The organism is Arthrobacter pigmenti (genome assembly GCF_011927905.1).
Taxonomy (GTDB): Bacteria; Actinomycetota; Actinomycetes; order Actinomycetales; family Micrococcaceae; genus Arthrobacter_D; species Arthrobacter_D pigmenti.
The window spans coordinates 3,472,977-3,499,972 of sequence record NZ_JAATJL010000001.1; the positions used below are offsets into that span (position 1 = coordinate 3,472,977).

The window sequence follows — 26,996 nt, forward strand, 5'->3', positions numbered from 1 at the left end:
CCTGAACGGAACCTGATCGGTGAGACTATGAGGAACGATGTCTGATACCAACACCGCCTCCATCCCTGTTCAGGACGCGGGCGTGCTGCCCCGCCGTCGTGATGCCCGGGCCGGTAACGTTCCCGCTGATTCCACCGCACGTTCCAGCGCGATCATGGCCGCTGGGACGCTCGTCTCCCGGATCCTGGGGCTTGTCCGGGTTGCGCTGCTCGCTACGGCAATCGGCACGGCCGGCGCGGTGTCAGACCTCTTTCCGGCCGCCAACAACCTGCCGACCTACATTTTCCTGATGATCGCCGGCGGCGTATTCAACGCCGTGCTGGTGCCGCAGATCATCCGTGCCAGCCAGCAGCCGGACCGCGGCTCGGACTACGTGAGCCGGCTGATGACGCTCTCCATGACCGTCCTGCTGATCCTTACTGTGCTGATCACCCTCGCCGCGCCTTTCGTGGCGGACCTGCTGACCAATGTGGACGGCGATGCCCTCGCATTGACCACCGTGTTCGCCTACTGGTGCCTGCCGCAGATCTTCTTCTACGGGATTTACTCGATTATCGGGCAGGTGCTGAACGCCAACGGGTCTTTCGGCCCGTACATGTGGGCACCGGTGGTCAACAACATCGTGTCCATCGGCTTCCTGATCGCGTTCATCGCCATGATGGGCGCGCAACGAACCGTCGGCCACACACCCGAATCCTGGACCCCGACGCACACGCTGCTCCTGGCAGGCGGGACCACCCTCGGAATCGTTGTGCAGGCCCTGGTGCTCATCATCCCGCTGCGCCGTCTCGGCCTGGGGCTGCGGCCGAAATTCGGCTGGCGCGGCGTCGGGCTGGGGCAAACCGGGCGTCTGGCATCCATCACGATCGTGACCATGCTGGTGGGCAACGGCCTTTACATGATCAATCAGTGGGTTGCGACCATCGCCACGGATGCCCGCAGCGACCTGCCCGGTGATGCCTACATCGCGGGGCTCAGCAACCTGGACATCGGGACCCTGGTGTATGTCCTGCCGCACTCGGTGATCGCGCTCTCACTTGCAACGGTCATGTTCAACCGCCTTGCCTCAGCTCACAGCGAGAATGACCTTGAGACCACCAAGGAAACGCTCTCACTCGGGCTCCGGACCATCGGCGTCGCCACTGTCTTCGGGGCGGCGGCCCTCCTTGTCCTCGCGGCGCCCCTGGGCATGCTTTTCTCCGGCGGAATCCGTCAGGGCGGCGCCCTCAACGCACTGATCATCGCGTTGCTCGCAGTCGGTGCACCCTTCCTCAGCGCGAACTTCTTCCTGAACCGGGTGTTCTACGCAGCCGAGGACGCCGTCACCCCGCTTAAGATCCAATTGATTCTCTCGGTGACCGGTGTAGCCCTCGCACTCGGATCCAGCCTGTTCGATCCGGACCTGATCGTCCCCATGCTCGCCTTGAGCTTCACCCTCGGCAACATCGTCGCCGTCGTAATCAGCCATGGGTTCCTGGTTCGGAAGATCGGCCGTTATGGTGCCACACGGATCTACGACGTCCACGTCCGCCTGACTATCGCCGGCCTGATGGCAGCGGGTGCGGGCGCGGCCATCGTGTGGTTGTTCGGTGGGTCCCAGCCAACCGGATTCGTCTGGCAGTCAGTGTTCAGCGCCGCCGTCGTAATCCTTGTTGTTGGACCGGTCATGGCGGCCATCTATGTTCTGATGCTCAAGGTGCTGAGAGTGACCGAGCTGCGCGACTTCCTGGCACCGCTCCTGGCACGCTTCAGCCGCCGATAAGGCTCGCCGCTGCGGCGCGTAAAGGCAGGTCCGCCACCGGGCGACCGGTAGCATTGGTACAAACTATCCACATCCGGGAGGAACTCGTGCCACAAGCAGTAGACGTCGGTTCAGTACTTGGCGGCCGCTACAAGGTCACCGCATATGTGCTGGCCTCTGCTGAGAAGGACCTGGTGCTGGACGGCATGGATCAGGTGCTGAACCGGCCGGTCAGCATTCTGGTTGCATCAGCCTCCAACGCGAGCCAGGTTGCCACGAGCGCCCGGGAAGTTGCCACCGGTGAGCGCGCCGGGAACATCCAGGTCCTGGACCTCGGGATTACCGACGCCGGAACCTACCTGGTCACCAACCGCGCCCCTGCCGCGGACCTGCTGGACCTTGTCATCCAGCAGGAGGCTCCCTATATTGAGCCCTTCTTCACGGACACGCTCGGTTCGGAGATCTTCGGTGTGCCCCGTTCCACCGAACCGGAAACGTACGACGACGAGTACGACGACCACGATCACGAGGAACCCCGCCGCTCACGTCTGCCCAAGGCGCGGATGCCGCGTTTCGGACGAGGTGCGGTTGCCGGTGGTGCTGCCGCAGGTGCCGCTGCGGCGTCCGGGCAGGCCGAGCCGGGTACTGCACCGCAGAATATCTCTGCATCGCGGCCCGCCGACGGCAGCGCCAGCGTTCCGCCGCCACCAACCGCTCCGCCCCGGGTGGCCAGTGGTGACGCACCGCCGGAGCGGCCGAAGGTTTCCGTGTGGTCGGATGACGACTACGACCACGTTCAGAATGACGACCGGTCAGAGCGTGCCGCCTCCCGTTTCCCTGCGGCGGCTGCAGGCACCGCCTCCATTCCGGATTCCCGGGATGAGGACGAGGAGCCTTACGAGGATTACGACGACGACGACCGCGAGAACAATCCCCGCTTCACCAGGCTGCTGGTAGGCGTGGTATTGGCACTGGTCATAGTGGGTGCGGTTGTCCTGGCCGTTACCCAGTTGCGGCCGATCTTCAGCCCGCCGGTAGCCGGTGAGGAAACCACCACCCAGGCCCCGCCAGAGACGGACGGGGAGCAGCCCTCGCCTTCAGCCTCCGGGCCTGTTACCCAACCCGCGGAACTCGTTCCTCCAGTGGCCACCAACGTGACGCGTCTGATCGTTGGCGGGGATCCTAATCTTAATGCGCAGACGGACGGCGAGCTCGGGTCGATCATCGATGACAATCCGGCTAGCTTTTGGAGCAGCCTGGTGTACGCGAATGAAACCTTCGGTGGCCTGGCACAGAATCTGGCCCTCGTCGTTGAACTCGAAGAGCCTTCGAGTATTTCGGAGATCCAGATCGAACAGCTCAACAGCTCCGGTGGCAGCTTTACGGTGTTACTCAACGACGAGCCCACACTCGAGGGCGCAACGCAGGTGGCACAGTCAGGATTCACAGGACCTTCCGTGACGTTCAATGTGCCACAGGTGGACGGAGCCCCTCCCACAGCGCAGTATGTGATCGTCAACTTCACCCAGTTGCCCCGGTTGTCCAACGTACAGGCGCAGTTCCCCTGGGGTATGCGGATCGCGGAGATCAACGTCTCCTGAGCCCCCCGCACGGGAAAGACCGCGTGAGCACGCGGAATAATGACGCAAAGCGCGTCGTTATTGGAATTGATCGTCTTCGGGCCGGGTGGCTCGATGGCCCTCACCGATAGAAAGGTTCGTTCAAGCCCGTGAGCACCGAGTCAGAAACACGCCAGGCCGATTCCGGCGACGTCCGGGATGTCATCATTGTCGGATCCGGTCCCGCCGGTTACACCGCAGCGGTCTACACCGCGAGGGCAAATCTCTCCCCGTTGCTGATCGCGAGTTCAGTGACAGCCGGCGGTGAGTTGATGAACACCACCGACGTGGAAAATTACCCCGGTTTCCCAGACGGCATCATGGGTCCGGACCTCATGGAGAGCTTCGAGAAACAGGCGGCTCGCTTCGGTACGGAGATCCTGTTCGAGGACGTGGCCTCTGTCGATCTGTCAGGAGACATCAAGAGCGTCACAATCGGGAGCGGTGAGACGTTCCGCGCCCGGGCAGTCATCGTATCGACTGGGTCGGCATACCGTGAGTTAGGGCTGGAGGATGAGAAGCGTCTGTCCGGACACGGCGTCAGCTGGTGTGCAACCTGCGACGGTTTCTTCTTCAAGGACCAGGACATCGCTGTTATCGGCGGCGGTGATTCCGCGATGGAGGAGGCACTCTTCCTCACGAAGTTTGCCCGCTCAGTCACGGTGGTCCACCGTCGCGACTCGCTGCGCGCGTCCAAGATTATGCAGGACCGGGCCCTGAGCCACGAGAAGATTCGCTTCGAATGGAACGCCGAGGTAGCCGCGATCCACGGAGCCGACAAAGTCACCGGACTGACCCTTGCCAGCACTGTCGACGGCGCCACACGCGGGCTTGCAGTGACCGGCGTCTTCGTCGCCATCGGGAACGATCCCCGGATCGACCTCGTGAAGGACCAGCTGGAGCTCACGCAGGAGGGCACCATCGCCGTCCTCGGCAGAACTTCGAAGACGTCGCTTCCCGGTGTATTCGCTGCCGGCGATGTAATCGATCCGACCTACCGCCAGGCGATCACGGCGTCCGGATCCGGCTGTGTTGCAGCCATCGACGTGGAGCACTACCTGGCCGATCTGGGCGATTCTGTGCAGACCGCCGCAGAGGTGCCAACGCCCAAGGCTGAAGAAGTCTCCGAAACAGCAGCGGTCTAACCCTAGAAGGAGTAGATGAAATGAGCAGTGCCAAGGAAGTAACCGATAGTTCATTCGAGAGCGACGTGCTCGAGGCTTCCAAACCAGTAATGGTTGATTTTTGGGCCGAATGGTGTGGACCCTGCCGCAAGCTGTCCCCAATTCTGGATGATATTGCTTCAGAGCACTCCGACAAGATCGACGTTGTGAAGCTGAACGTCGATGATAATCCTGCGACTGCTGCGAAGTATGGGATTACTTCCATCCCGGCCGTCTACGTTTTCAAGGATGGCGAGGTTGCCGCGACGTCGATCGGCGCAAAGCCCAAGCAGGTTCTCGAGCAGGAGTTCGCTCAGTTCCTCTGAGTCATGTAACCACCTTCGAGGGGAGCCGGACCATCGTGGTCCGGCTCCCTTTGTGTGTGTCCAGGTACGGCACCCAGGTACGATCCGAAAGCACGCGAGTTGTTTCACGTGAAACGTGGCCCCGGGAGTCGGTACACCGCCGACCGAACGGAGCTCGGAAGTCTCTGTGGTGGCGCCACGAGCCACGCCACTTTACACCTTCCGGGGGATTCCGCTGGTTCATGGCGTCTGGTTCAGGGCGTCTGGTTCAGGAAGCTGCGGAGTGGAGAATGCTGTTAAAGGCTAGAGTGTTCTCGCGACGGCAGAGACGTTCATTCATCGTTCTACGCAGACCACCCGATGCGGACCTACATGCTGCGGCGTCCCGATTACAGCAGCTCGAGCCCACACACGCGAAGCGCACCTGAACGTGGGCCCGGGACCTATTGTTGCAATCTCGACTTGGGCCACCCAGGCACGCCTCAATAGTGCATGGCTGGAGCCACAGCAGGCGTCAACAACTGAACTGCCGGAGCTCCCACATGCACGGGCCGCGCATGTTTCGCGTGAAACATGCGCGGCCCGTGCGGGAGACGACAGCACGGCGATAGCTCGCCCACGCGGTCACCAAACCGCGTCTTGACTCACCCAAGTTGCCCGCCGCGCGCTGTTCAACCACCGGGCCTGCCCGATAACTCAGCCCTACCTCAACTTTTCATGGGGTGCGCGAATGCCCATGGTTGCGGCTCCGTGTACGGAGATTCGCCGCAAGTATCACGTTTCACGTGAAACAGCCGGACCCGGTGGGGTGACGCGGCCCAGAACGAGTCATACAGATCGCTGAGTGCGCTCCACAGTTTCTACCTGAAGTCATCTTCCCCTGACCACCCGGGGGGTTTGCCGCACCGGTGGACTCGCCACACTGGCGCTGCCATCCGCCAATTCGATGCGCAGTCTACTAACGGCGTGCACGGACTCCCGGTCTTGCGCGATGCCTAGATTCCGGTTAGCGCGGCTTCTGCGGAGAATCGTAACAAATGCAGCATTGTGAACCTGCGGAACTCGCCAAGACTGACCCACGCCTGCACTTACCCCACAGGAGCACGAGTGGTTTCCGGTACGCCAGAGAGGACCCATCGTCTGAACGCCACCCACCGCGAGAGCCGTTACCAAGCCGGCGACAAATCAAGACAAGGGGTGGACCACTCCCTTTTCACGTGAAACGCGGCAGCGAGCAATGGTGTGACAAGCAACGGGTCGCCAGCCCACCATCTCCCGGCTCGGACCACCACGCTTCCGAGCAGGGGCATTGCAAGGCCCCTGCTTGGGGCGTTCCTCATCCCGTTTCACGTGAAACACCCGCTTGACCTCATCACGGGATAAGTGTGAAACTCGGCTGCTTTAGCGGAGCAGGACCAACGATAGGAAGCACATACGAGGAGTTCGGACGCCACGAACATTCGACTTCTCCAAAATTCGCACCGCCCGGGGCGCACAAGCACTGGGGGCGGAGGGAACGACTGCGAAAGTGGCTGGTCGTCGGCACCGACGGGCCGCCGAGTCCACCTACTTGGTACTTTGCGCCACGTCTATCCAGCTTGGATGCAGTTCTTCTAGAACACGAGAGGGCGGGCGCAACAAGGACGGCACGGTCTTAGCTAGATCGGCATCAGGACACCGTTTCACGTGAAACGGTGTCCGCGAACCGCCTGCTTTGAGGTTATTCCAGCAGCCGTAGCCCTTCGGGCACTCCCGATCGCCACTGCGCACTCGAAGACGTCATGTCGGCGGATTCCGGACCATGCAGATTGATCAGATTCCGTACTTCAATGTGTAAACCAGCGCGTGCCGGGTATTCCAGTGACATATCCATGCTGAATCGAAGCTACTACGATCATCGGCCGCATCGTGGCGCCGATTGTTCCGGACAACATGCAGAAGACTCTAGCCATTGCAGATGCTCATGGGCCTCCCGATATGCCTCGTTTCACGTGAAACGCCGTGATCCAGTGCGAACGCCCCGCGCTAATAGGCATGCCCGTAACTTTATCGCAAAAATGCGCGCCGCAGCTTCTCATATGTATTCGCCGGTCCGTCCCAGGTCCCAGAATCGCGGACAGCTCCGCGCGGGTATCCATCCCGCTGACACCACTGGGATCGGTGTTTCACGTGAAACACCGCATTCCTCGCGCCTTCGGCACGCGCACGCTTGTTCGCTGAGTAAGCTTCGAGCGTTGATTGCTGGGCGAGAAGGATTCTCCTCGGTTTCCTGCCAGAGCCGAATGTTTGCTGGCGAGCGGCATGTAACAGCGCCCGGGCACCCGTTTCACGTGAAACTCACATGCTCTAACGCCACCCTGGCGGAGCCGGTCTAGGCGAGCTGCCCCGCTGTGTATCACTACGATCGGCGCGGCGAGCGTGACTGGCTTTGGGAAACAACTACTGCGCGTCCATTTTTACTTACCCCAACGACCAAGGGCGCCGTTTCACGTGAAACGGCGCCCTTCGATCCTTTAGCAAGTTCAGCTTTGCGTCGGGTTCAGAACCCCCATAATGCGATTCAAATCGTCGACGCTCGCGAACTCGATGCTCACACGTCCCTTCTTGGCACCGAGCGTAATCTTGACACTCGTGTCGAGACGGTCTGAGAGCGAGGTAGCCAAATAGTCCAGGCGCTCATGCCTTGCGCCGGCGCGCGGGGTGGAAGGCTTAGTAGGACGACGGAGACCGTCGCTCATCGCGACAATCTCTTCAGTCGACCGGACAGAAAGGCCCTCGGCCACAATTCGTTGAGCGAGTTTCTCCATTTCCGCCTGATCAGCCAACCCAAGAAGCGCTCTAGCGTGGCCAGCGCTTAGCACGCCGGCAGCCAACCGCCTCTGGACCAGCGGAGGAAGCTTCATCAGGCGGAGTGTGTTGGATATCTGAGGTCGCGATCTCCCGATCCGCCCCGCCAATTCTTCCTGAGAGCAGCCGAAATCTTCGAGAAGCTGTTGATAGGCAGCCGCTTCCTCAAGCGGATTCAGTTGGCTACGGTGGAGATTCTCCAGAAGCGCATCCCGCAGAAGATCATCATCTGTTGTGTCGCGAATGATGGCCGGAACCGTCGCGAGCCCGGCTTCCTTAGTAGCACGCCAGCGCCGTTCGCCCATGACGAGTTCATACTGCTGCCCGGCTCCCTCCGGAGATTCACGGACCACAATCGGCTGTAGCACTCCGATCTCGCGGACAGAATGTACAAGCTCCGCCATCTCGTCCTCGTCGAAGACAGTACGCGGCTGCTTTCGGTTCGGATGGATGGCCTCTATGGGCAGTTCTGCGAACCGAGCACCGGGGACCTCCCGCAGTGTTTCACGTGAAACGTCGCTCGTGCCCTGATCTCCACTCTGCGATTCGTTCGTACTCTCGGCATCGGCTTCCTGGGGAGGAGTAACCGGGACGTCCGTCTTCTTCGCTGATGTAGGGTTGCTGGCCTCCTTCGCCTTGGCATTCCTACTGCTTGCGGCGTCCCGCGATGATGCAGCCTTTCGGCTCGATGACTGCGATCGGCTACTCGCGCGCTGCGAGGGCGCCGTCAACGCGTCCTTATTGATCGAGGACTTACTTCGCGATCCGTTCGTGGACTTCTCTACGGCAGGCTCCGGTGCAGCGCCATTTTGATTGCCGTTCGCACCCGACGGAAAGAACAGGTCCACTGGACGGCCGGTGCGCGAGGAGGTTGGTCCACCCGAACTTCCCTCTTGCTCTGCACTGCTTGGAATGAGCGCCCCGAGCCCACGACCTAAGCCTCTACGCTTCTCAGGCATTCAATAGTTCCTCTCCAATAAGAGCAGACAAACTGCACGAATTGATAATGCGTTCAGTCTACTGTGAGCAGTGCCCAGAACTGCGGAAGGGCTACGCGCGCTCGGCGATTTCCGCGGCCGCTTCGAGATATGAAAGCGCTCCACTCGATGAAGGATCATAGGTGAGCACCGTCTGCTGATAACTGGGGGCTTCAGAAATACGGACGGACCGAGGTACAACGGCTCTCAGCACCTGTTGCGGGAAATGCTCCCTCACTTCGGCTGCTACCTGCGCGGCAAGGTTAGTACGGCCGTCATACATGGTCAGCAGAATTGTTGATACAACGAGATCAGCGTTCAGATGCTTCTGAATCATCTCGATGTTCTTCAGCAGCTGACTCAAACCCTCCAACGCGTAGTACTCACACTGGATCGGGATGAGGACTTCGCGGGCAGCCACGAACGCATTCACCGTGAGTAGGCCAAGACTGGGCGGACAATCGATGAAGATGTAATCGAGCCTGTCTTCTCCACTTTCCGCGCGTTCCTTCGCGTAGAGGTCAATTGCACGCCGCAGACGCTGCTCGCGTGCCACCAACGAAACCAGTTCGATCTCCGCACCTGCCAGATGAATTGTTGCCGGCGCGCAGATCAGGTTCGGAATATCCGGGCACTGCGCAACCACGCTCGCCAACGGAAGGTCGTCGATGAGCACGTCATAGATACTGTTCACCTCTGCGTGGTGCTCAATACCCAGTGCTGTTGATGCATTACCTTGAGGGTCGATGTCTATGACAAGTACGTTCAGACCCGCCGAAGCCAATGCGGCCGCCAGATTGACTGTCGTCGTCGTCTTGCCTACGCCACCCTTCTGGTTGCTCACCGTCAGGACACGGGTCTCAGAAGGTCTGGGGAGTTCACGCCCAAGGAGCTTCTCCCGCCGCCGGGTTTCGCTGGCGAGTTCTCGGGCTAGGGGCGTGCTGTCGTCCATGACGTCCATGACGTTCCTCGAGCCTCCATTGCCGTTCGATTCGGGCGCTGGCGCGGGTTCGCCTACTCCGATGCTAGAGCTGGTTTCACGTGAAACGATGCCCGTGTTGACTGGATCTGAAAACACTTCGGGTTGAATATCGGCGATGCTGATCGCGAACGATGAACTCATCACCGACGGAGCTGGCTCGCGCCGAGTGGCTGAATCTTTCGTTGTCACAAGCGTCTCGCTCACTTCCAGGTACCAGGCGGGTTCACTCTAGGTTAGCCGGTCTCGGACTTATCACTGCGGTGACAATCCGCTGTGTTCACAAGTTCCGCTCGCAGCACCGGATCAGGCGCCAACCACGATCCGGACCACAGTGGTGGGTTCGTCAAGGAAAGCACTTCCCGCAACCTCAACACTGGTTTTTACACCACCCAGGCGCCGGATGACCTTGGAAGCCTTCGCAACCTCCTCCGCAGCGCTGCGTCCCTTGATCGCGAGAACTTCGCCGGCTCCCCCAAGGAGCGGTATGGTCATTGCTGCCAGTCCGGAAAGCGCCGAAACTGCCCGAGCCGTCACTACGTCCACATTGACCTTGCCAACCGCCTGTTCGGCGCGGCCGCGGAATACCTCGACGTTGTCCAATTCGAGATCTTCCCTCACTTCACGAAGCCAGTTCACCCTGCGTTCGAGGGGCTCGATGAGCACCAATTGCGCATCCGGGCGCGCGATGGCCAGGGCGAGGCCCGGCAATCCTGCACCGCTGCCAACATCGGCCACGCGGGATTTCCCCCTCAGAAACTCCGCAACGACAGCGCAATTCAAGACGTGGCGATCCCACAGCCTGGGCACTTCACGCGGGCCCAGCAAACCGCGTTCGATTCCGGAGGTTGCCAGGTGCTCAACGAATCGTTCAGCGAGCGGTAGACGGTCGCTGAAAATGCGCTGGGCCGCTTCGAGTTCTTTGCTTCCAATGGCAACTGCCATGGCGCATCCCACCTTCGAGAATGAAAGGGCTAAAGATCCTAGGAACCGGCCGAAACTACGATATGACGGCCAGAGCCTTCGCCCTCCGACTCGCTGACCATCCCCAGGTCAGCGACGACGTCATGAACGATCTTTCGCTCGTAGGCGGACATCGGCTCAAGAGCGACATCATCGCCACTCTCCTTCACCTTACGAACTGCACGTTCAGCGATTTCGTGGAGCTCCTTGTTCCTGGTCTCACGAAAGCCGTCTACGTCGAGCACGAGCCTCGAACGGTTGTCAGTCGAGGTGAGGACCGATAAACGGGCAAGTTCCTGCAGTGCTTCCAGAACCTCACCGTCCCGGCCTACCAGGGACTGAAGCCCTCGGGTGTCGCTACCCTCGGACACGATCGAAATGTAGGTACGGCCATTCCTGACCTCGATGTCAATGTCGCCGTCGATATCAGCGATGTCGAGAAGCTCCTCGAGATAGTCAGCGGCGACGTCGCCCTCATCCTCGACAGACTGCGCCGAACTCTCCTCGGCTTCTTCATTCGCGGAGTCAACGGTTTCATCCTGCATGTTGTCGGTGCTCATTTGCGTTTCCTGTTCTTGCGCTGAGGCTGTACTCGTTGGGCTCTGGGCTCTACCACTGCCTCAACTGCCGGCTCGGTCTTTTTCTCGCCAAGCAGGGGAACCATTGGCAGTCCCTTCTTCGCGCGACGCTCGGCAAGTGCCTTAGCCGCGGGGGAGCCCGGGGTGGGCATACGCCGGATCACATAGAACTGCTGCACCATGGTCCACAGGTTGGTGGTGGTCCAGTAGATGAGCACACCGATCGGGAAGTTGATACCACCGATACCGAAAACCAGGGGGAGGATGTAGAGCATAATCTTCTGCTGCCGCATGAAGGGGCTCTGCATGGCTTCTTCCGACATGTTCTTGGCCATGATCTGCTTCTGCGTGATGAACTGCGAAGCCGTCATTGCGAGGATCATGATGATCGAAAGAACGGCCACAGAACCGTGGCCTGGAGTACCCCAGCCGTGAAGCAGGGACGAAGACAGGGGTGCACCGAAAATCTCGGCGGCATCAAACTGCCTCACATCATCTACCGTGAGGGCACCGATGCCCTCGCCATTCTCACTGGCTGAGGAGACACCGTTCAGCACCGTGAACAGCGCGAAGAAGAAGGGCATCTGGATCAGGATCGGCAGACAGGCCGCGAAAGGGTTGGTGCCGTGCTTCTTGTACAGAGCCATCTGCTCCTGCGTCATTGCCTGACGCGAGAGCTGGTCCGTCTTCCCCTTGTACTTCTGCTGCAGCTTGCGTAGATCCGGCTGCAGTGCCTGCATACCACGCTGCGCCTTGATCTGCTTGACGAAGACCGGAATCAGCGCAGCCCGAATGACCACCACGAGACCGACGATCGACAGGGTCCAGGTCCAGCCAGAGGCCGCGTCCATGCCGATGAAGGTGAATCCCTCGTGGAAGGCCTGCATGACCCAGGACACCAGCCACCGGAAGGGCAGGAGAATCGTCTCGAAGAATTCCATAATCTGTTGCTCCTCAGGCCGCCGGGCGGCTTTCCTCATCTGCCGGTATCACGGGGTGATTCAGCACTAGAATTCGCGGCTCTTGGCCCGTTGCGAAGGTACGTCCTCCGGCTGGCACGTGATCTACGCCGCCGTCATTCCAGGGGTGGCAGCGGCACAATCGGCGGGTAGCGAGCCAGGAACCCTTGAGTGCGCCATGAACGGTCACTGCTTCGAGCGCATATGCCGAGCAGGAGGGAAAGAACCGGCAGACCGAGCCGTACAGCGGCGAAACAAGACGGCGGTAGGTAGCGAGAAGTCCGATCAGTACTGCGCGCGGTAGCTCAAAAACCCATGCCGGGTTCGACGGCGAATGAACCGTTGTCATTTGCCGTCTCCTTTTCTGCCGATCCTGGTTGACCGCTTGATGCTTGCAGTCAGGCACCGCTCGAAATCTGAACTAAGCTCTGTCCAGCCTGCGGCCGCCGAGGACGGTAGAGCCCGGACAACGACATCCATCCCCATTGGCCGCCGACGAAGCGCTGTGGCAGCCGCTTCTCTCAGTCTCCTCTTAACGAGGTTGCGGGTAACCGCGTTCCCCACGCTCTTCGAAACAATGAAGCCGAATCGAGATGGCGATTCGTCATCGGTTCCCACCGTATATAACACCAAGTTCCGGCACCCCGAGCGAGCGCCGGAACGAACGGCGTGCGAAAAATCTGTGGCCGTCCGAACTCGGTGAGCGGTAGACAACACCTGGGGAGCTCCGAACGGTCAGGGCGTCGTCAGCGAAGTGCGACGCCGGCGGACGGGTTAAGCGCTGCTAAGCCGAAAGCTCGGTACGGCCTTTGCCCCGGCGCGCAGACAGAATGGCGCGGCCGGCGCGGGTGCGCATGCGAAGGCGGAAGCCGTGCTTCTTGGCACGACGGCGGTTATTCGGCTGAAAGGTCCGCTTGCTCACTGTGATACTCCAGAACGTTCTTGGCATGCGCTGCCGTTGCAACAAGGGGGAAGAACGGACTGGCGCAATAAAGTTGTACATCCACTCTGCGTACCTTCCGTCGACTGGTCGGCGAGGAGCTGACAGCGTGGAGGCATGCGAAATGCAGACATATTGGACTACCTAACGTTAGGGCACCGGCGGTTGGGCGGTCAAACCGGTCAACGGCGCTCTCCACGGGCCCCATGTGGCACGCCGCAGAATCCTGTGGACAACCAGGCAGAATACGTGTCGCGCAGTGCTGGTTCTTGCCTCGCGCCAGCCTCTTATCCACAAGCGCCTACCTAGCTATCTTCAGCACTTTCCATCGTCTACTGTTGCCGGGTGGTGCATTTATCCACGAGCTGTGTATAACTCTGTGGATTCGTCAACACCCGGAGCACAACGCCAGCCGTTTCGAACTTCCATTGAGGACGCGAGTGAGTACCGACGAGATCAACGATGTAGGCAGTTCCTGGCGCAAGGTCATCCGTACGCTCGAACAGGACGAGAGGATTTCCCCGCGTCAAAGGGGTTTTGTTGTACTTGCCCAGGCCCAGGGACTCATCGGGACAACACTGCTGGTAGCAGTGCCCAACGAGCTCACCCGCGAAGTTCTGCAGAGTCAGCTCAAGAGTCCACTGAATGACGCGCTACGCGATGTCTTCCGTGAAGAGATCCAGTGCGCCTTCGTCATCGACCCGGACCTCACGCCCGTCATTGAAGAGGAGCCCGAGGACAATCCGGAGGAGATTGCCCAGCGCGAACAGCCGCCGTCGCCCACTCCTCCCAGCAACTCACACGAGTTCGGAAGACTGAACCCCAAGTACATTTTCGACACCTTCGTCATAGGTTCCTCCAACCGCTTTGCCCATGCGGCCGCCGTCGCTGTCGCCGAGGCACCGGCCAAGGCATACAACCCGCTCTTTATCTACGGCGACTCCGGACTCGGCAAGACGCACCTCCTGCATGCCATCGGACACTATGCCAGGCACCTCTACACCGGCATACGGGTGCGATACGTCAATTCGGAAGAATTCACCAACGACTTCATCAACTCCATCCGGGATGACGAGGGCACCAGCTTCAAACAGACCTACCGCAACGTCGACATCCTGCTGATAGATGACATCCAGTTCCTCTCCGGCAAGGACCGTACCCAGGAAGAGTTCTTCCATACCTTCAACGCGTTGCACAACCACAACAAGCAAGTGGTCATTACCTCGGACCTCCCCCCAAAGCAGCTTTCCGGATTCGAGGAGCGGATGCGCTCCAGGTTTGAGTGGGGCCTGCTGACCGACATTCAGCCACCCGAGCTCGAAACGAGGATCGCGATCCTCCGAAAGAAAGCGATCAGTGAAGGCCTCAGTGCACCCGATGAAGTGCTTGAGTACATCGCTTCAAAGATCTCCACGAACATCCGCGAGCTCGAGGGAGCACTCATTAGGGTCACCGCGTTCGCGAGTCTCAACCGGCAGGCGGTAGATGAGAACCTCGCCGAAATTGTGCTGAAGGACCTTATTACCGACGACGGCGCCCAGGAGATCACGTCGTCGCTGATCATGGCGCAGACCGCCGAGTACTTCAACATCACCCTCGACGATCTCTGCAGCAAATCACGCACCCGCACCCTGGTGACCGCAAGGCAAATCGCGATGTACCTCTGCCGCGAGTTAACTGACATGTCGCTCCCGAAGATCGGTCAGGAACTCGGTGGACGCGACCACACGACCGTGATCCACGCCGATCGCAAGATCCGTGAGCTGATGGCGGAGCGGCGGGCCATCTACAACCAGGTGACTGAGCTGACCAACCGGATCAAGCACCACCGCAAGGATTGATAGACCCTACACGTCCGGTAAGTCAACGAACCACAGCCATGAAATTAACAACTGTGGAAAGAACTGTGGATAAAGTGCCGTACCCGGTGGACGTTAATGAGGACAACCTCAGTCGGGGCTGTGGATCCGCGGAATCCCAACAATTTCGTACACAGCACATGACAGCCGGAGGCAGGACTCTTACACATTCTGTCAACAGGGCAGACCCGCAGGGATGAGCCTGAGCACCCGGTTATCCACAGAATCCACAGGAGTTATTAACACTACTAATCCTTAATCCATGGATCCTGTCCAAATAACATTTCTCCCCTCATACCGCCTACCCATCCTGGATCTACCGCCAGGATGGCAGCACGCTAAGCTTTCACTCAGTAGAGTTGTCATTTGCTCACGCCTCCTTTCAGCAACGGGAAGTCGAGGATGAGTAGCTTCCCCATGTACCTCGCGAAAGGCGGCACCCTTCAGTGAAATTCCGAGTCGAGCGCGATGTCCTGGCCGAAGCCGTAACCTGGACTGCGCGTTCACTGTCACCTCGTCCTCCTGTGCCGGTGCTATCCGGTCTCCTGATCAAGGCGGGCACCGGCTCGCTTAGCCTTGCCAGCTTCGACTATGAGATTTCAGCACGCCTGGAAATTCCGGCAGACGTTGCCGAAGAAGGCACCATCCTCGTGTCCGGGCGCCTCCTGGCGGATATTTGTCGAAGCCTGCCCTCGGCGCCGGTCGAGGTTGAAACAGACGGATCAAAAGTCACACTGACCTGCCGCAACAGCCGGTTCAACCTCGCCACAATGCCCGAGGCTGAATATCCGGAACTGCCGAGCCTTCCCGATGTCAGCGGTGTGGTCGACGGAGATGCCTTCGCGGAAGCTGTCTCACAGGTAATCATTGCTGCGAGCCGGGATGACACCCTTCCCATCCTCACCGGTGTCCGCATGGAGATTGAAGAGGATCTCATCACTTTCCTGGCTACCGACCGTTACCGGCTGGCATTGCGCGAACTCTCTTGGAAGCCAACTAACCCTGGCATCTCCACGAGCGCCCTCGTCAAGGCAAAAACGCTCAGTGAAGTTGCCAAGACACTCGGTGGCTCGGGAGACCTGCAGATTGCACTGTCCGAAAACAGTGAACTCATCGGCTTTGAGAGCGGCGGCCGACGCACCACCTCGCTGCTGGTTGACGGGGACTACCCGAAGATCCGTTCACTCTTCCCTGAGAACACACCGATTCACGCCACTGTTGAGACCAGCTTGCTGGTGGAGGCAGTTCGCCGTGTTTCGTTGGTCGCCGAGCGTAATACGCCGGTGCGGCTTGCCTTCAGTGCCGGACAAGTAGTGCTCGATGCAGGAACGGGTGAAGATGCGCAGGCCTCTGAAGCCATCGAAGCCAGCCTCGAAGGTGAGGACATCACAGTCGCGTTCAACCCGCACTACCTCAGCGAGGGGTTGAGCGCCTTCAGCAGCCGTTTTGTTCGTTTCTCCTTCACCACACCTCCCAAGCCGGCCGTCATCTCCGCACAGGAGGAAGCTACCGGTGAGGACCGCGAGGATTACCGGTACCTGCTCATGCCGGTGAGGCTGCCCAACCAGTAGCAGCCAAACCCATTCCACCGAAACCTGGAGGACAGTATGCACATCGGCCTAGTCGGACTCGGAAAAATGGGATACAACATGCGGGAACGGTTGCGTTTGCGCGGCATTGAGGTGACCGGTTTCGACCGCAATCCGGAAGTCTCCGACGTCGCAACCCTGGATGAGCTGATTGCACAGGTTCCGGCACCGCGGGTTGTCTGGGTGATGGTCCCCGCCGGTCCGGTTACTGCGCAGGTCATCGAGGAGCTCGGCAACAAGCTTTCCGTCGGTGATCTTGTGATCGACGGCGGCAACACCAAGTTCAGCACCGACCAGGAACACAGTGAGATCCTCGCGTCGAAGGGCATCTCCTTCCTCGATTGCGGGGTGTCCGGTGGAGTCTGGGGCCTCGAAAACGGATACGGACTCATGGTGGGAGGGCCGGAGGACGACGTCGAACGCGTCATGCCGGTCTTCGACGCGCTCCGCCCGGACGGCAACCGTGAGGAAAGTTTTGTTCACGTCGGTGAATCGGGCGCCGGGCATTACGCCAAAATGATTCATAATGGCATCGAGTACGGTCTCATGCAGGCCTTCGCGGAGGGGTATGAACTCCTCGAAGCGAAGGACATCATCAAGGATGTTCCAGGAACTTTCCGTGCCTGGCAGAAGGGTACTGTTGTGCGTTCCTGGCTGCTGGACCTGCTGGTGAAAGCCCTCGAGGAGGATCCGAAGCTCAGTAACGTCGGTGCATATGTGGAGGATTCCGGTGAGGGGCGCTGGACCGTTGAGCAAGCCATCGCCAACGAGGTCGCTGCGCCGGCGATCACCGCCGCGCTGTTCGCCCGATTCAGTTCGCGGCAGGATGAGGCTCCATCCCTGAAGATGGTTGCCGCGCTGCGTAACCAGTTCGGTGGACACGCGGTGCGTCCGCCGCGCAGTTCCTGATCGAGTTCCGGTGTACGTTCAGCATCTTTCACTGACCGATTTCCGTAGCTACTCACAACTGGACGTCCCCCTGGAACCGGGTGTCACGGTGTTCATGGGACCGAATGGTGTGGGTAAGACCAACATCGTCGAGGCGATCGGCTACCTGGCATCGCTGTCTTCCCACCGGGTCAGTTCGGACAAACCGCTGATCGCCTTCGATGCTGATCGGGCCCTGGTCCGCGGGCGTCTCGTCCGAGGTACACAGGCCACCAGCGTCGAACTTGAAATCAATGGTGAGCGCGCCAACCGCGCGCGCATCAACCGCGCCAATCCAGTGCGGGCGAGGGATGCGGCCGGGATTCTTCGTACGGTCCTGTTTGCGCCCGAAGATCTGGCCCTCGTCAAAGGGGATCCGTCCAATCGGCGCCGATTCCTGGATGAGTTGATGGTGCAGCTGGTTCCGCATCACGCCGGCATCCGTGCTGACTACGAGCGTGTCCTGAAACAGCGCAATGCCCTGCTGAAATCTCTGCGTGGCGGCCGGTTGACCGCTGCGCACGAGGCAACGCTCGAAGTGTGGGATCAGCACCTCGCTACCGTCGGATCGCAACTCCTGCATGCCCGCCTCGGCGTCCTCACCCGCCTGCTGCCCCACATACAGAAGGCATATGCGGAGCTCACCGATGGTTCGAAGAACGCCCAGGCCGCGTACCGTTCGTCACTTGCCGGCCCCGCGGCAGAGGACGACGGCGCGCCCACCCTTCCCGAGGAAGACTTCGCCGGACTCAGCATCCCGGAACTGACGGAAAGGTTCCTCACGGCGATCACCGAGAACCGACGTCGTGAAACGGAACGCGGAATTTCGCTGATCGGGCCACATCGGGACGAGGTCGAACTGATGCTCGGCCGCGCCCTGGTGAAGGGCTACGCATCGCATGGAGAGACGTGGTCCATGGCTCTGGCATTGCGCCTTGGCTCCTATTACCTGCTTTCGGAGGATGATCCGACTCCCGGCTCCACCCCGGTGCTGATCCTCGATGACGTTTTTGCCGAGCTGGATGCTGACCGGCGGAACCGGCTCGCATCCATCGTTGCCGGCGCCGAGCAGGTGCTCGTCACAGCGGCGGTTGGCGAGGATGTGCCTCCGGCGCTGGAAGGCCGCCAGCTCGTCGTCGTTCCCGGAGGCTTCAGTGAAGCACAGTCCTGAGGAGAACCAGAACGACGACGGCGCCCCCCAACAAGGTGGGCCAGGCAGGGACACTCTCCCCGAGGACGCGCCGCGCCTCCTGTTAAATCGTTTGAGGGATGCGTCGCTGGCGCGCGGCGATGCGCGCGTGCCTGCTGCGCGCCGTCGTCGTACCGGTCAGCCTTCCCGCCGGGAGTTGCCTGGGGAGTCCTATGCGGGGCGGGACCCGCAGGGGCTTGGAACTGTGTTTGGCAGGCTGTTGAGTGAGCGCGGATGGAATTCGCCGGTCGCCGTGGGATCAGTCATGGCGCGTTGGGCTGAGCTTGTGGGTCCGGATATTGCCGCGCACTGTGTTCCCGAGAGCTTCCATGAAACTACGGTCCTGGTGCGGTGTGATTCTACGGCCTGGGCTACTCAGCTTCGATTGATCAGTTCCGATTTGATCCGCCGGTTCGACCACGAATTGGGGGCCGGCGTCGTTACTGCGATGACAATCGTGGGGCCGTCGGCGCCGTCCTGGCGCAAGGGAGGCAGGACGGTTCGCGGACGCGGTCCGAGGGACACCTACGGATAGCCGTCGATGTCCTCGTGCCGCGCTCCGGTGAGCGCCGTGCAGCGCCAATCGGACCCCGGCGGACGTATACGCCCCCACGCGACCCCCTGCTGAGAGCTTAAATGGTGCTTTATTCGGCGTTAGGGGCCTGTTCAGGCCGTCCTCCCGGCTTCCGCACGGTAGAATGGAAGCCGCAGGCATTCCTTTTCGGGATGCCTTCATTCTGAGACCAGACAATGAGGAGTCGCAGCGCCCGTGGCTAACGACAACGTAGCGGAATCTGCCGGAACGCCGGAAGACGGCACCGGCACACCCAGAGGTTACGGCGCGAGTGACATCACCGTCCTTGAAGGTCTGGAGGCGGTTCGTAAGCGGCCCGGTATGTACATCGGGTCAACCGGTCCGCGCGGCCTTCACCACCTGGTTTACGAGGTTGTGGATAACTCTGTGGATGAGGCACTTGCAGGGTACTGCGACCACATCCGGGTGACGCTGCTCGAGGATGGCGGAGTCCGGGTTATCGACAACGGGCGCGGCATTCCCGTCGACATGCACCCCACGGAGGGTAAGCCCACCGTGGAAGTGGTCATGACCATCCTTCACGCCGGCGGCAAGTTCGGCGGTGGCGGGTACGCGGTTTCCGGTGGCCTTCACGGCGTCGGTATTTCGGTGGTGAACGCCCTCTCGGCCCGCGTTGACACGGAAATCCGGCGTCAGGGCCATGTTTGGCGCCAGTCCTTCGAGGATGGCGGAAAGCCGGTCGGCCAGCTCCAGAAGGGTGAAGAAACCGAGACTACCGGGACCACCCAGACCTTCTACCCGGACTCCACCATCTTCGAGTCGGTCGAGTTCGATTTCGAGACCCTCCGGGCGCGCTTCCAGCAGATGGCTTTCCTGAACAAGGGCCTTCGGATCAGCCTTGTGGATGAACGGGTCCCCGAGGTGGAAACCGAGGAGATTACGGACACCGCGCATGCAGAGGCGGAGAAGTCCGAGGAGAACAAACACCGGCACATCGAGTACCTGTATGAGAACGGCCTCCTGGACTACGTCAAGCACCTGAATTCGTCGAAGCGAGTCGATGTCATCCACGAGGACGTCATCGCGTTCGAGACCGAGGATGCGGACAAGTCGATCGCCGTCGAAATGGCCATGCAGTGGACCACCGCGTACTCGGAGAGCGTGCATACCTACGCCAACACCATCAACACCCATGAGGGCGGAACTCACGAAGAAGGTTTCCGCGCGGCGATGACATCCCTCATCAACCGCTACGCCCGCGAGAAGAACATCATCAAGGAGAAGGATGACAACCTGACCGGTGATGACATCCGTGAGGGACTCACCGCCGTCATCTCCGTGAAGCTGTCCGAGCCGCAGTTCGAAGGACAGACCAAAACCAAGCTGGGAAACTCCGAGGCAAAGGGGTTTGTCCAGCGTGTTGTCACGGATCAGCTCGGAGATTGGCTGGAACGCAATCCCGGGCCGGCACGCGATGTTATCCGGAAGTCGATCCAGGCCGCGCAGGCCCGCCTTGCCGCCCGTAAGGCACGCGAATCGACCCGCCGCAAGGGACTCCTCGAGTCCGGCGGAATGCCCGGAAAGCTGAAGGACTGCCAGTCCAAGGATCCGTCGAAGTCCGAGATCTACATTGTGGAGGGTGACTCCGCAGGTGGTTCCGCCGTACGCGGCCGGAACCCGGAAACGCAGGCCATCCTCCCCCTGCGCGGGAAGATCCTGAACGTGGAGCGGGCCCGGCTTGACCGAGCGCTAAGCAACAGCGAAGTACAGGCCATGATCACCGCCTTTGGTGCGGGAATCGGTGAGGACTTCGACGTCGAGAAGGCCCGCTATCACAAGATCGTACTGATGGCCGATGCAGACGTTGACGGCCAGCACATCACCACTCTTCTGCTGACCCTGCTGTTCCGGTACATGCGTCCCCTGATCGAACACGGCTACGTTTACCTGGCCCAGCCGCCGCTGTACCGCATCAAGTGGTCCAACGCTGCGCACTCCTACGTGTACAGCGACCGTGAGCGGGACGAGACCATCAAGATCGGCCTCGCGAACAACCAGCGGCTCCCGAAGGACAACGGAATCCAGCGGTACAAGGGTCTTGGCGAGATGGACTACACCGAGTTGTGGGAAACCACCATGGACCCGGATCACCGTACTCTTCTTCAGGTCACCATGGACGACGCCGCGGCCGCCGACCAGATTTTCTCGGTGCTCATGGGTGAAGACGTGGAATCCCGCCGCAACTTTATTCAGCAGAACGCTAAGGATGTACGTTTCCTCGACATCTGACCGGCACACCCACCGGCTTGTTCGCGGCCTCTCGCGTCCGGGCTCCTGACCCAAGCATTCACGAACGGAATGAACTAGATGAGTGACGAAGAAACACCTGAAACTCCCGGCGATGAGACGCCCGTTGAGGGTGCTTTGTTGACTGACCGGGTTGAGCAGGTGGACCTGCAGACCGAGATGCAGCGCTCCTACCTGGATTACGCTATGGCCGTCATTGTTGGTCGGGCGCTGCCGGACGTCCGTGACGGGCTGAAGCCGGTGCACCGCCGCGTTCTGTACGCGATGTTCGACGGCGGCTACCGTCCGGACCGCTCCTTCAACAAGTGTGCGCGCGTGGTCGGCGAAGTCATGGGCCAGTACCACCCGCACGGTGACAGCGCTATCTATGATGCGCTGGTCCGCCTGATCCAGGATTGGACGATGCGGTACCCGCTGGCTCTTGGCCAGGGTAACTTTGGCTCGCCCGGTAACGACGGCGCCGCGGCACCCCGTTATACCGAGACCAAGATGGCGCCTCTCGCCATGGAAATGGTCCGGGACATCGATGAAGAGACCGTCGATTTCCAGGACAACTACGACGGCAAGAACCAGGAACCCACCATCCTGCCGTCCCGTTTCCCGAACCTGTTGGTCAACGGCTCCTCCGGCATTGCCGTGGGCATGGCAACCAACATCCCTCCGCACAATCTCCGTGAGGTTGCCGACGGTGTGCAGTGGTACCTGCAGAACCCGCAGGCCAGCAAGGAGGAACTGCTTGAGGCGCTGATTCAGCGCATCAAGGGCCCCGACTTCCCGACCGGCGCACAGATCCTCGGTCACAAGGGCATCGAAGATGCATACCGTACCGGCCGCGGCTCGGTCACCATGCGCGCCGTCGTCAATGTCGAGGAAATCCAGGGACGTACCTGCCTGGTGGTCACCGAGCTGCCGTATCAGGCTAACCCGGACAACCTCGCCATCAAGATCGCAGACCTGGTAAAGGACGGCAAGGTTTCCGGCATAGCCGACCTCCGCGACGAGACCTCGGGCCGCACCGGCCAGCGCCTGGTCATTGTTCTGAAGCGCGACGCCGTGGCGAAGGTGGTGCTCAACAACCTCTACAAGCACACGCAGCTTCAGGACAACTTCAGCGCCAACATGCTGGCCATCGTTGACGATGTACCGCGGACCCTCAGCCTCGATGCGTTCATCCGTCACTGGGTTACGCACCAGCTCGAAGTCATTGTCCGGCGAACCCAGTACCGCCTGCGCAAGGCCGAAGAAGCGGCACATATCCTGCGCGGGTTACTCAAGGCGCTGGATGCGCTGGACGAGGTCATCGCCCTGATTCGGCGGTCCTCCACCGTTGAGGATGCCCGCAACGGCCTGATGGGCCTGCTCGAGATTGACGAGATCCAGGCCCAGGCGATCCTCGACATGCAACTGCGCCGCCTGGCGGCCCTCGAACGGCAGAAGATCCAGGACCAGCACGCAAAGCTCGAGACCGAAATTGCCGAGTACAAGAGAATCCTTGCCTCGGAGGAACAGCAGCGGGAAATCGTCTCGACCGAACTCCAGGAAATCGTCGACAAGCACGGCGATGACCGGCGTACCGAGATTCTCATGGGCTACGACGGCGACATGAGCATGGAAGACCTCATTCCCGAAGAGGAAATGGTGGTGACCATCACCCGGGGCGGCTACGTGAAGCGCACCCGGAGCGATAACTACCGTCAGCAGGCACGCGGCGGCAAGGGCATCCGCGGGGCCCAGTTGCGTGGCGACGACGTCGTCGAGCACTTCTTTGTCACCACCACGCACCACTGGCTGCTGTTCTTCACGAACCTCGGCAGGGTCTACCGTGCAAAGGCGTATGAACTGGTCGAGGCTGCACGGGATGCCAAGGGCCAGCACGTGGCAAACCTGCTGGCGTTCCAGCCTGACGAAACAATCGCTCAGGTACTTGATCTGCGGGACTACCAGCAATCGCCGTACCTCGTGCTCGCCACGAAGCGCGGCCTGGTGAAGAAGACGCGCCTGGAGGATTACGACACCAACCGCACGGCCGGCGTCATCGCCATCAACCTCCGTGACGGCGACGAGCTGGTTTCAGCGCAGCTGGTTTCGGAGAGCGATGACATGATGCTCGTCTCGCGCAAGGGACAGTCCCTGCGCTTCAGTGCCACCGATGAGGCGTTACGCCCGATGGGCCGTGCAACCTCGGGCGTCACCGGCATGAAGTTCCGTGCGGATGACGAACTGCTCGCGGCAAACGTGGTCAGCGACGACTCCTATGTATTCATAGTCACGGAGGGCGGCTTCGCAAAGCGCACAAAGGTCGATGAGTACCGGGTACAGGGCCGCGGAGGCCTGGGCATCAAGGTGGCCAAGCTGGCTGAAGAGCGTGGAGACCTGGTTGGTGCGCTCATTGTGCAGGACGAGGATGAGGTCCTGGTTGTCATGGGCGGCGGAAAGGTTGTCCGTTCGGCCGTGGCCGGTGTTCCGGCGAAGGGCCGCGACACCATGGGCGTGATCTTCGCCAAGCCCGACAAAGCCGACCGCATCATCGCGGTTGCACGTAACACCGAGCGCGGCCTGACCGGAACTGACGCCGCTGTTGAAACGGCCGTGGTGGAAGCGGAATCTGCGCCGGACGCGGTCGATGAAGTACCGTTGACTTCAGCAGAAACGGCTGAGCCGGAGGCTGAGTCAACCAATAATGGAGGTACCGAGTGAGTTCGACAAACTCAAATCCGCGCGCGACAGCGGGTAATTCCGTGCGGTCGTCCGGCAGCGGACCTCGGGTGAACGCACCTGCGCGGCCGACTCAACGGCCGGCGTCGTCGTCATCGGCACGCCCGGGAAGCCGGCCGGGGCTCGTGAAGCCGGCCCCGAAGGCGAAGGCACGCAAGGCGCGCCTGCTCGTCAGCAAGGTGGACCCGTGGTCGGTGCTGAAGATGTCCTTCCTGCTCTCCGTTGCACTGGGCATCGTGACAGTTGTTGCGGCGATCGTCATCTGGACCGTTCTGGACCTCACTGGCATCTTTGACCGCGTGAACCAACTGCTCGGTGAGATTGCAGGTTCGGAAGGCGCCGGGTTCGATTTGCGGCAGTTTGCCTCCCTTGGCCAGGTGGTGTCTTTTGCCACAATCATCGCGGTCGTCAACGTTGTGCTGTTGACCGCGCTGGCCATGTTGTCCGCGGTGCTTTACAACATTTCGTCCACACTTGTGGGCGGAATTGGGGTAACACTTACGGACGACTAAAGGGCATTTCCTCATCGGCTTCGAATTTGTTGATTGCTGAGGGCCTGCTGTAAAGTCGTATCTCGGCCCGATGAGGTATCGGGGCGTATAGCTCAGGCGGTTAGAGCGCTTCGCTGATAACGAAGAGGTCCCAGGTTCAAGTCCTGGTACGCCCACGGATCCTGAAACCGGCAGGAAACTGCTTAGGAGGAACACTGTGAAAAAGTTGCTGTTTGCAGCAGCCGCTGTCGCGGGAGTCTTCGCCTACAAACGGTGGCAGGAGTCCGAGAAGGACAAGGAAGTGTGGAGCAAGGCGACCGATTCGGTCGAATAAATCTCCACCGTCCTGATCCACTCTGTCGATCGAGTACAATTGACATGTAGTTTCGGGGGCATGGCGCAATTGGTAGCGCACCTGCTTTGCAAGCAGGGGGTTCGGGGTTCGAGTCCCCGTGCCTCCACCGAAAGAGAAAGGCCCCAGCCGGAAGGCTGAGGCCTTTCTCGCTTCCCGGTCAAGGGTTCTCCAACCGTCGAATAGGGTTACCTCGTGACCATTTTCCTCTGTGTCATCGGCGTTCTCGGAGTTGCCGCCTCCGGCCCGATCATGGCGGCTACCGCTGCTCCCGCGCTCGTTATTGCTTTCTGGCGAAACGCCTTCGGTGCCGTGCTGATGGGGGCTCCGGCGGTGGTTGGCAGGCGCGGAGAGTTCGCGAGCCTCAAGGGGCAGGACTACCGGCGCCTGGTGATCGCCGCCGTCGCACTCGCCCTCCACTTCGCCTGTTTCATTACCGCACTCAAACTCACATCCGTAGCTGCGGCAACTGCGCTCGTCTGTCTACAGGTGGCGTGGGTGGCCCTGTTCTCGGCCATTCGCGGCAACCGCCCAGCCCCCGCCGTGGTGGCTGGCCTGACCGTGGCGCTAGCGGGCGTCGTCGTTATCACGGGGTTCGATCTGACGCTGTCATCGGATGCCATCATGGGCGATCTGCTCGCGGTGGCGGGGGGTGCATTCGCCGCCGTGTATATGATGGCCGGTGCCGAACTGAGGCGCACACTCTCGACCGGAACCTACACGACGCTCTGCTTCGGCGGCTGCGCCGCGGTGCTCCTTGGCATGTGTTTGGCGTTCAGACAACCATTGGTGGATTTCCCGCCGCTTGCGTGGGTAGGCATTATCGGCGTGACCATTGTTGCGCAGCTCATCGGGCATGCTGTGTTCAACCACTTGCTTGCGATCATCAGCCCGTTGGTGGTATCGATGATCATCCTTCTCGAGATTCCCGGCGCCACCATTCTGGCTGCGGTCTTCCTTGGCGAGCAGTTGCCCGCTGGCACCTACGTTGGGCTGGCCCTTATCCTTGCGGGGCTCGCCGTAGTTGTGAGAGGACAGGGCCGACGACGGCGCGCGGACGTTGCCCCCGAAGACGCCGCCCAGCCGCCCGCCCTGGGCGGTACTTAACGCTGAGGCGCGGCCGTCCTGCCTGTCCGGGCCGTGTGGACTGCGCGCAGGACTTTTGCGGGGTAGTAGATGGACATGAAGATCAGCATTGGTATTTTGAGCACCCGCTGGTTGACCTCGTGCGCCCGGTACGTCCTGTCGAACCGCGTGACGTAGTAGCGGTAGTCTTTCGGCGAATCCTCCAGGCGCCGGGCTGACATACCGCTGACCATGCCCGGTATGTAGCGGATCACGAGATCCTGCTCGGCGAGGTGCAGAGAGAGGTCAATGTCCTCATGCATCTCGTCCCGCTCGTCCCGACAGGTGGAGCCGCGGATCTGTTCCCAGGCTGTCCTGCGCAGTGCCATATTGGAGCCGAACAGGAAGTGGTATTGGTTGCGTGCAAGTTTCAGCACCAGCTGTCGCATCTTGTCGTCAGCTTTGAGGCCCCAACGGCGCATTGGCATGTCGTAATAGACCACGGGGCCGGTTGCGGCTGCTACAACCGGGTCCGTGAAACCCGTCTGCACGGTCTCGACCCAGTCGGGTTCCAGGACAGAGTCGGCGTCGATCCGTCCGAGCACGTCCCCCGTAGCCTGGTTCAGCCCGTGGTTGCGGGTGGGGATGAGCCCCTGCTCCTCGTTCTGTTCAAGCAGTTTGATGGGGCTCTCGGGATATTCCAGCTGCATGTGGCGGACTATGTCAGCGGTGCGGTCCGTGGACCTGTTATCCACCACCAGGATCTCGTGAGCCGGCATGGACTGGTAGATAGCGGCAATGAGGCATTGCCGAATGACGCTTTCCTCGTTGTACGCCGGTATCACGATGGATACGGTCGGCTTGGCGGGCTGCACGGCGGTAAATCTATCACCGGC

Annotated in this window: 23 protein-coding genes and 2 tRNA genes; 16 read left to right on the forward strand and 9 right to left on the reverse strand. The window is 60.7% G+C overall.

Features of this window, described 5'->3' with window-relative positions:
- Positions 1-37: 37 nt before the first annotated feature.
- The 4 genes from murJ (at position 38) to trxA (ending at position 4,849) form a co-directional block, all read left to right on the forward strand.
- Positions 38-1,762 carry a murein biosynthesis integral membrane protein MurJ gene (murJ, locus tag BJ994_RS16340; protein WP_167995474.1) on the forward strand — a complete coding sequence of 575 codons (1,725 nt, stop codon included), beginning with the start codon at positions 38-40 and terminating at the stop codon, positions 1,760-1,762.
- Between the two features lie 86 nt (positions 1,763-1,848).
- Positions 1,849-3,342 (forward strand): ABC transporter substrate-binding protein, encoded by a 1,494-nt coding sequence (locus BJ994_RS16345; RefSeq protein ID WP_167995475.1) that lies wholly within the window; start codon positions 1,849-1,851, stop codon positions 3,340-3,342.
- Positions 3,343-3,470: 128 nt separating this feature from the next.
- A complete protein-coding gene (gene trxB, locus BJ994_RS16350; RefSeq protein ID WP_167995476.1) occupies positions 3,471-4,505 on the forward strand; it encodes a thioredoxin-disulfide reductase in 1,035 nt (344 codons plus the stop codon).
- Positions 4,506-4,525: 20 nt separating this feature from the next.
- Positions 4,526-4,849, forward strand: coding sequence for a thioredoxin (gene trxA / locus BJ994_RS16355; protein WP_167995477.1), 324 nt, complete (start codon positions 4,526-4,528; stop codon positions 4,847-4,849).
- A 2,501-nt stretch (positions 4,850-7,350) separates the two neighbouring features.
- Here the strand turns inward: trxA and BJ994_RS16360 are convergent.
- From BJ994_RS16360 to rpmH, 8 genes are all read right to left on the reverse strand, one after another.
- Positions 7,351-8,634 carry a ParB/RepB/Spo0J family partition protein gene (locus tag BJ994_RS16360; RefSeq protein WP_167995478.1) on the reverse strand — a complete coding sequence of 428 codons (1,284 nt, stop codon included), beginning with the start codon at positions 8,632-8,634 and terminating at the stop codon, positions 7,351-7,353.
- A 91-nt stretch (positions 8,635-8,725) separates the two neighbouring features.
- Complete coding sequence (locus tag BJ994_RS16365) at positions 8,726-9,838, reverse strand: ParA family protein (RefSeq protein WP_425339394.1); 1,113 nt, start codon at positions 9,836-9,838, stop codon at positions 8,726-8,728.
- A gap of 99 nt (positions 9,839-9,937) precedes the next feature.
- Positions 9,938-10,576, reverse strand: a complete 639-nt coding sequence (rsmG, locus tag BJ994_RS16370; RefSeq protein ID WP_167995479.1) for a 16S rRNA (guanine(527)-N(7))-methyltransferase RsmG — start codon at positions 10,574-10,576, stop codon at positions 9,938-9,940.
- A 38-nt stretch (positions 10,577-10,614) separates the two neighbouring features.
- Entirely contained in the window at positions 10,615-11,139 is a 525-nt protein-coding gene (locus BJ994_RS16375; protein ID WP_245192631.1) for a Jag family protein, read from the reverse strand.
- Between the two features lie 11 nt (positions 11,140-11,150).
- The gene (gene yidC / locus BJ994_RS16380; protein ID WP_167995481.1) at positions 11,151-12,113 is read right to left on the reverse strand and encodes a membrane protein insertase YidC; all 963 of its coding nucleotides are present in this window, start codon (positions 12,111-12,113) and stop codon (positions 11,151-11,153) included.
- 13 nt (positions 12,114-12,126) lie between these two features.
- Positions 12,127-12,480: a membrane protein insertion efficiency factor YidD gene (yidD, locus tag BJ994_RS16385; protein ID WP_167995482.1), complete on the reverse strand. Its 354-nt coding sequence runs from the start codon at positions 12,478-12,480 to the stop codon at positions 12,127-12,129.
- Positions 12,477-12,848 (reverse strand): ribonuclease P protein component, encoded by a 372-nt coding sequence (gene rnpA / locus BJ994_RS16390; RefSeq protein WP_167995483.1) that lies wholly within the window; start codon positions 12,846-12,848, stop codon positions 12,477-12,479. The genes yidD and rnpA overlap by 4 nt, the downstream gene beginning before the upstream one ends.
- A 67-nt stretch (positions 12,849-12,915) precedes the next feature.
- On the reverse strand, positions 12,916-13,053 hold the full coding sequence (rpmH, locus tag BJ994_RS16395) for a 50S ribosomal protein L34 (protein WP_022892375.1): 138 nt from the start codon (positions 13,051-13,053) through the stop codon (positions 12,916-12,918).
- Positions 13,054-13,511: 458 nt separating this feature from the next.
- Between rpmH and dnaA the strand changes: the two genes are divergently transcribed.
- From dnaA to BJ994_RS16450, 12 genes are all read left to right on the forward strand, one after another.
- Positions 13,512-14,912, forward strand: coding sequence for a chromosomal replication initiator protein DnaA (gene dnaA / locus BJ994_RS16400; protein ID WP_167995484.1), 1,401 nt, complete (start codon positions 13,512-13,514; stop codon positions 14,910-14,912).
- Positions 14,913-15,376: 464 nt separating this feature from the next.
- On the forward strand, positions 15,377-16,501 hold the full coding sequence (gene dnaN / locus BJ994_RS16405; protein ID WP_167995485.1) for a DNA polymerase III subunit beta: 1,125 nt from the start codon (positions 15,377-15,379) through the stop codon (positions 16,499-16,501).
- 36 nt (positions 16,502-16,537) lie between these two features.
- Positions 16,538-17,428 (forward strand): phosphogluconate dehydrogenase (NAD(+)-dependent, decarboxylating), encoded by an 891-nt coding sequence (gene gnd / locus BJ994_RS16410; protein WP_167995486.1) that lies wholly within the window; start codon positions 16,538-16,540, stop codon positions 17,426-17,428.
- A 10-nt stretch (positions 17,429-17,438) separates the two neighbouring features.
- Positions 17,439-18,617, forward strand: coding sequence for a DNA replication/repair protein RecF (gene recF, locus BJ994_RS16415; protein WP_167995487.1), 1,179 nt, complete (start codon positions 17,439-17,441; stop codon positions 18,615-18,617).
- On the forward strand, positions 18,601-19,170 hold the full coding sequence (locus tag BJ994_RS16420) for a DciA family protein (protein ID WP_342450409.1): 570 nt from the start codon (positions 18,601-18,603) through the stop codon (positions 19,168-19,170). The genes recF and BJ994_RS16420 overlap by 17 nt, the downstream gene beginning before the upstream one ends.
- A 234-nt stretch (positions 19,171-19,404) precedes the next feature.
- The gene (gene gyrB, locus BJ994_RS16425) at positions 19,405-21,459 is read left to right on the forward strand and encodes a DNA topoisomerase (ATP-hydrolyzing) subunit B (RefSeq protein WP_167995489.1); all 2,055 of its coding nucleotides are present in this window, start codon (positions 19,405-19,407) and stop codon (positions 21,457-21,459) included.
- 78 nt (positions 21,460-21,537) lie between these two features.
- On the forward strand, positions 21,538-24,174 hold the full coding sequence (gene gyrA, locus BJ994_RS16430; protein WP_167995490.1) for a DNA gyrase subunit A: 2,637 nt from the start codon (positions 21,538-21,540) through the stop codon (positions 24,172-24,174).
- Entirely contained in the window at positions 24,171-24,704 is a 534-nt protein-coding gene (locus BJ994_RS16435; protein ID WP_167995491.1) for a DUF3566 domain-containing protein, read from the forward strand. Before gyrA ends, BJ994_RS16435 begins: the two co-directional genes overlap by 4 nt.
- A gap of 81 nt (positions 24,705-24,785) precedes the next feature.
- A tRNA-Ile gene (locus BJ994_RS16440) sits at positions 24,786-24,859 on the forward strand.
- A 41-nt stretch (positions 24,860-24,900) separates the two neighbouring features.
- A complete protein-coding gene (locus BJ994_RS18015; protein WP_342450410.1) occupies positions 24,901-25,017 on the forward strand; it encodes a DLW-39 family protein in 117 nt (38 codons plus the stop codon).
- Between the two features lie 54 nt (positions 25,018-25,071).
- Positions 25,072-25,144 (forward strand) — tRNA-Ala (locus tag BJ994_RS16445).
- Between the two features lie 86 nt (positions 25,145-25,230).
- Complete coding sequence (locus tag BJ994_RS16450) at positions 25,231-26,142, forward strand: EamA family transporter (RefSeq protein WP_167995492.1); 912 nt, start codon at positions 25,231-25,233, stop codon at positions 26,140-26,142.
- On the opposite strand, the gene BJ994_RS16455 is transcribed toward BJ994_RS16450, so the two are convergent.
- The gene (locus tag BJ994_RS16455; RefSeq protein ID WP_167995493.1) at positions 26,139-26,975 is read right to left on the reverse strand and encodes a glycosyltransferase; all 837 of its coding nucleotides are present in this window, start codon (positions 26,973-26,975) and stop codon (positions 26,139-26,141) included. The two genes, BJ994_RS16450 and BJ994_RS16455, sit on opposite strands and share 4 nt — an antisense overlap.
- Between the last annotated feature and the right edge of the window lie 21 nt (positions 26,976-26,996).

What these genes read in the sequence shown, in the direction of transcription:
- yidC (WP_167995481.1), bottom strand. Translation starts at nt 12,113, where the DNA reads ATGGAATTCTTCGAGACGATTCTCCTGCCCTTCCGGTGGCTGGTGTCC.
- BJ994_RS16375 (WP_245192631.1), bottom strand. Translation starts at nt 11,139, where the DNA reads ATGCAGGATGAAACCGTTGACTCCGCGAATGAAGAAGCCGAGGAGAGT.
- gnd (WP_167995486.1), top strand. Translation starts at nt 16,538, where the DNA reads ATGCACATCGGCCTAGTCGGACTCGGAAAAATGGGATACAACATGCGG.
- murJ (WP_167995474.1), top strand. Translation starts at nt 38, where the DNA reads ATGTCTGATACCAACACCGCCTCCATCCCTGTTCAGGACGCGGGCGTG.
- yidD (WP_167995482.1), bottom strand. Translation starts at nt 12,480, where the DNA reads ATGACAACGGTTCATTCGCCGTCGAACCCGGCATGGGTTTTTGAGCTA.
- gyrA (WP_167995490.1), top strand. Translation starts at nt 21,538, where the DNA reads ATGAGTGACGAAGAAACACCTGAAACTCCCGGCGATGAGACGCCCGTT.
- trxA (WP_167995477.1), top strand. Translation starts at nt 4,526, where the DNA reads ATGAGCAGTGCCAAGGAAGTAACCGATAGTTCATTCGAGAGCGACGTG.
- rsmG (WP_167995479.1), bottom strand. Translation starts at nt 10,576, where the DNA reads ATGGCAGTTGCCATTGGAAGCAAAGAACTCGAAGCGGCCCAGCGCATT.
- BJ994_RS16360 (WP_167995478.1), bottom strand. Translation starts at nt 8,634, where the DNA reads ATGCCTGAGAAGCGTAGAGGCTTAGGTCGTGGGCTCGGGGCGCTCATT.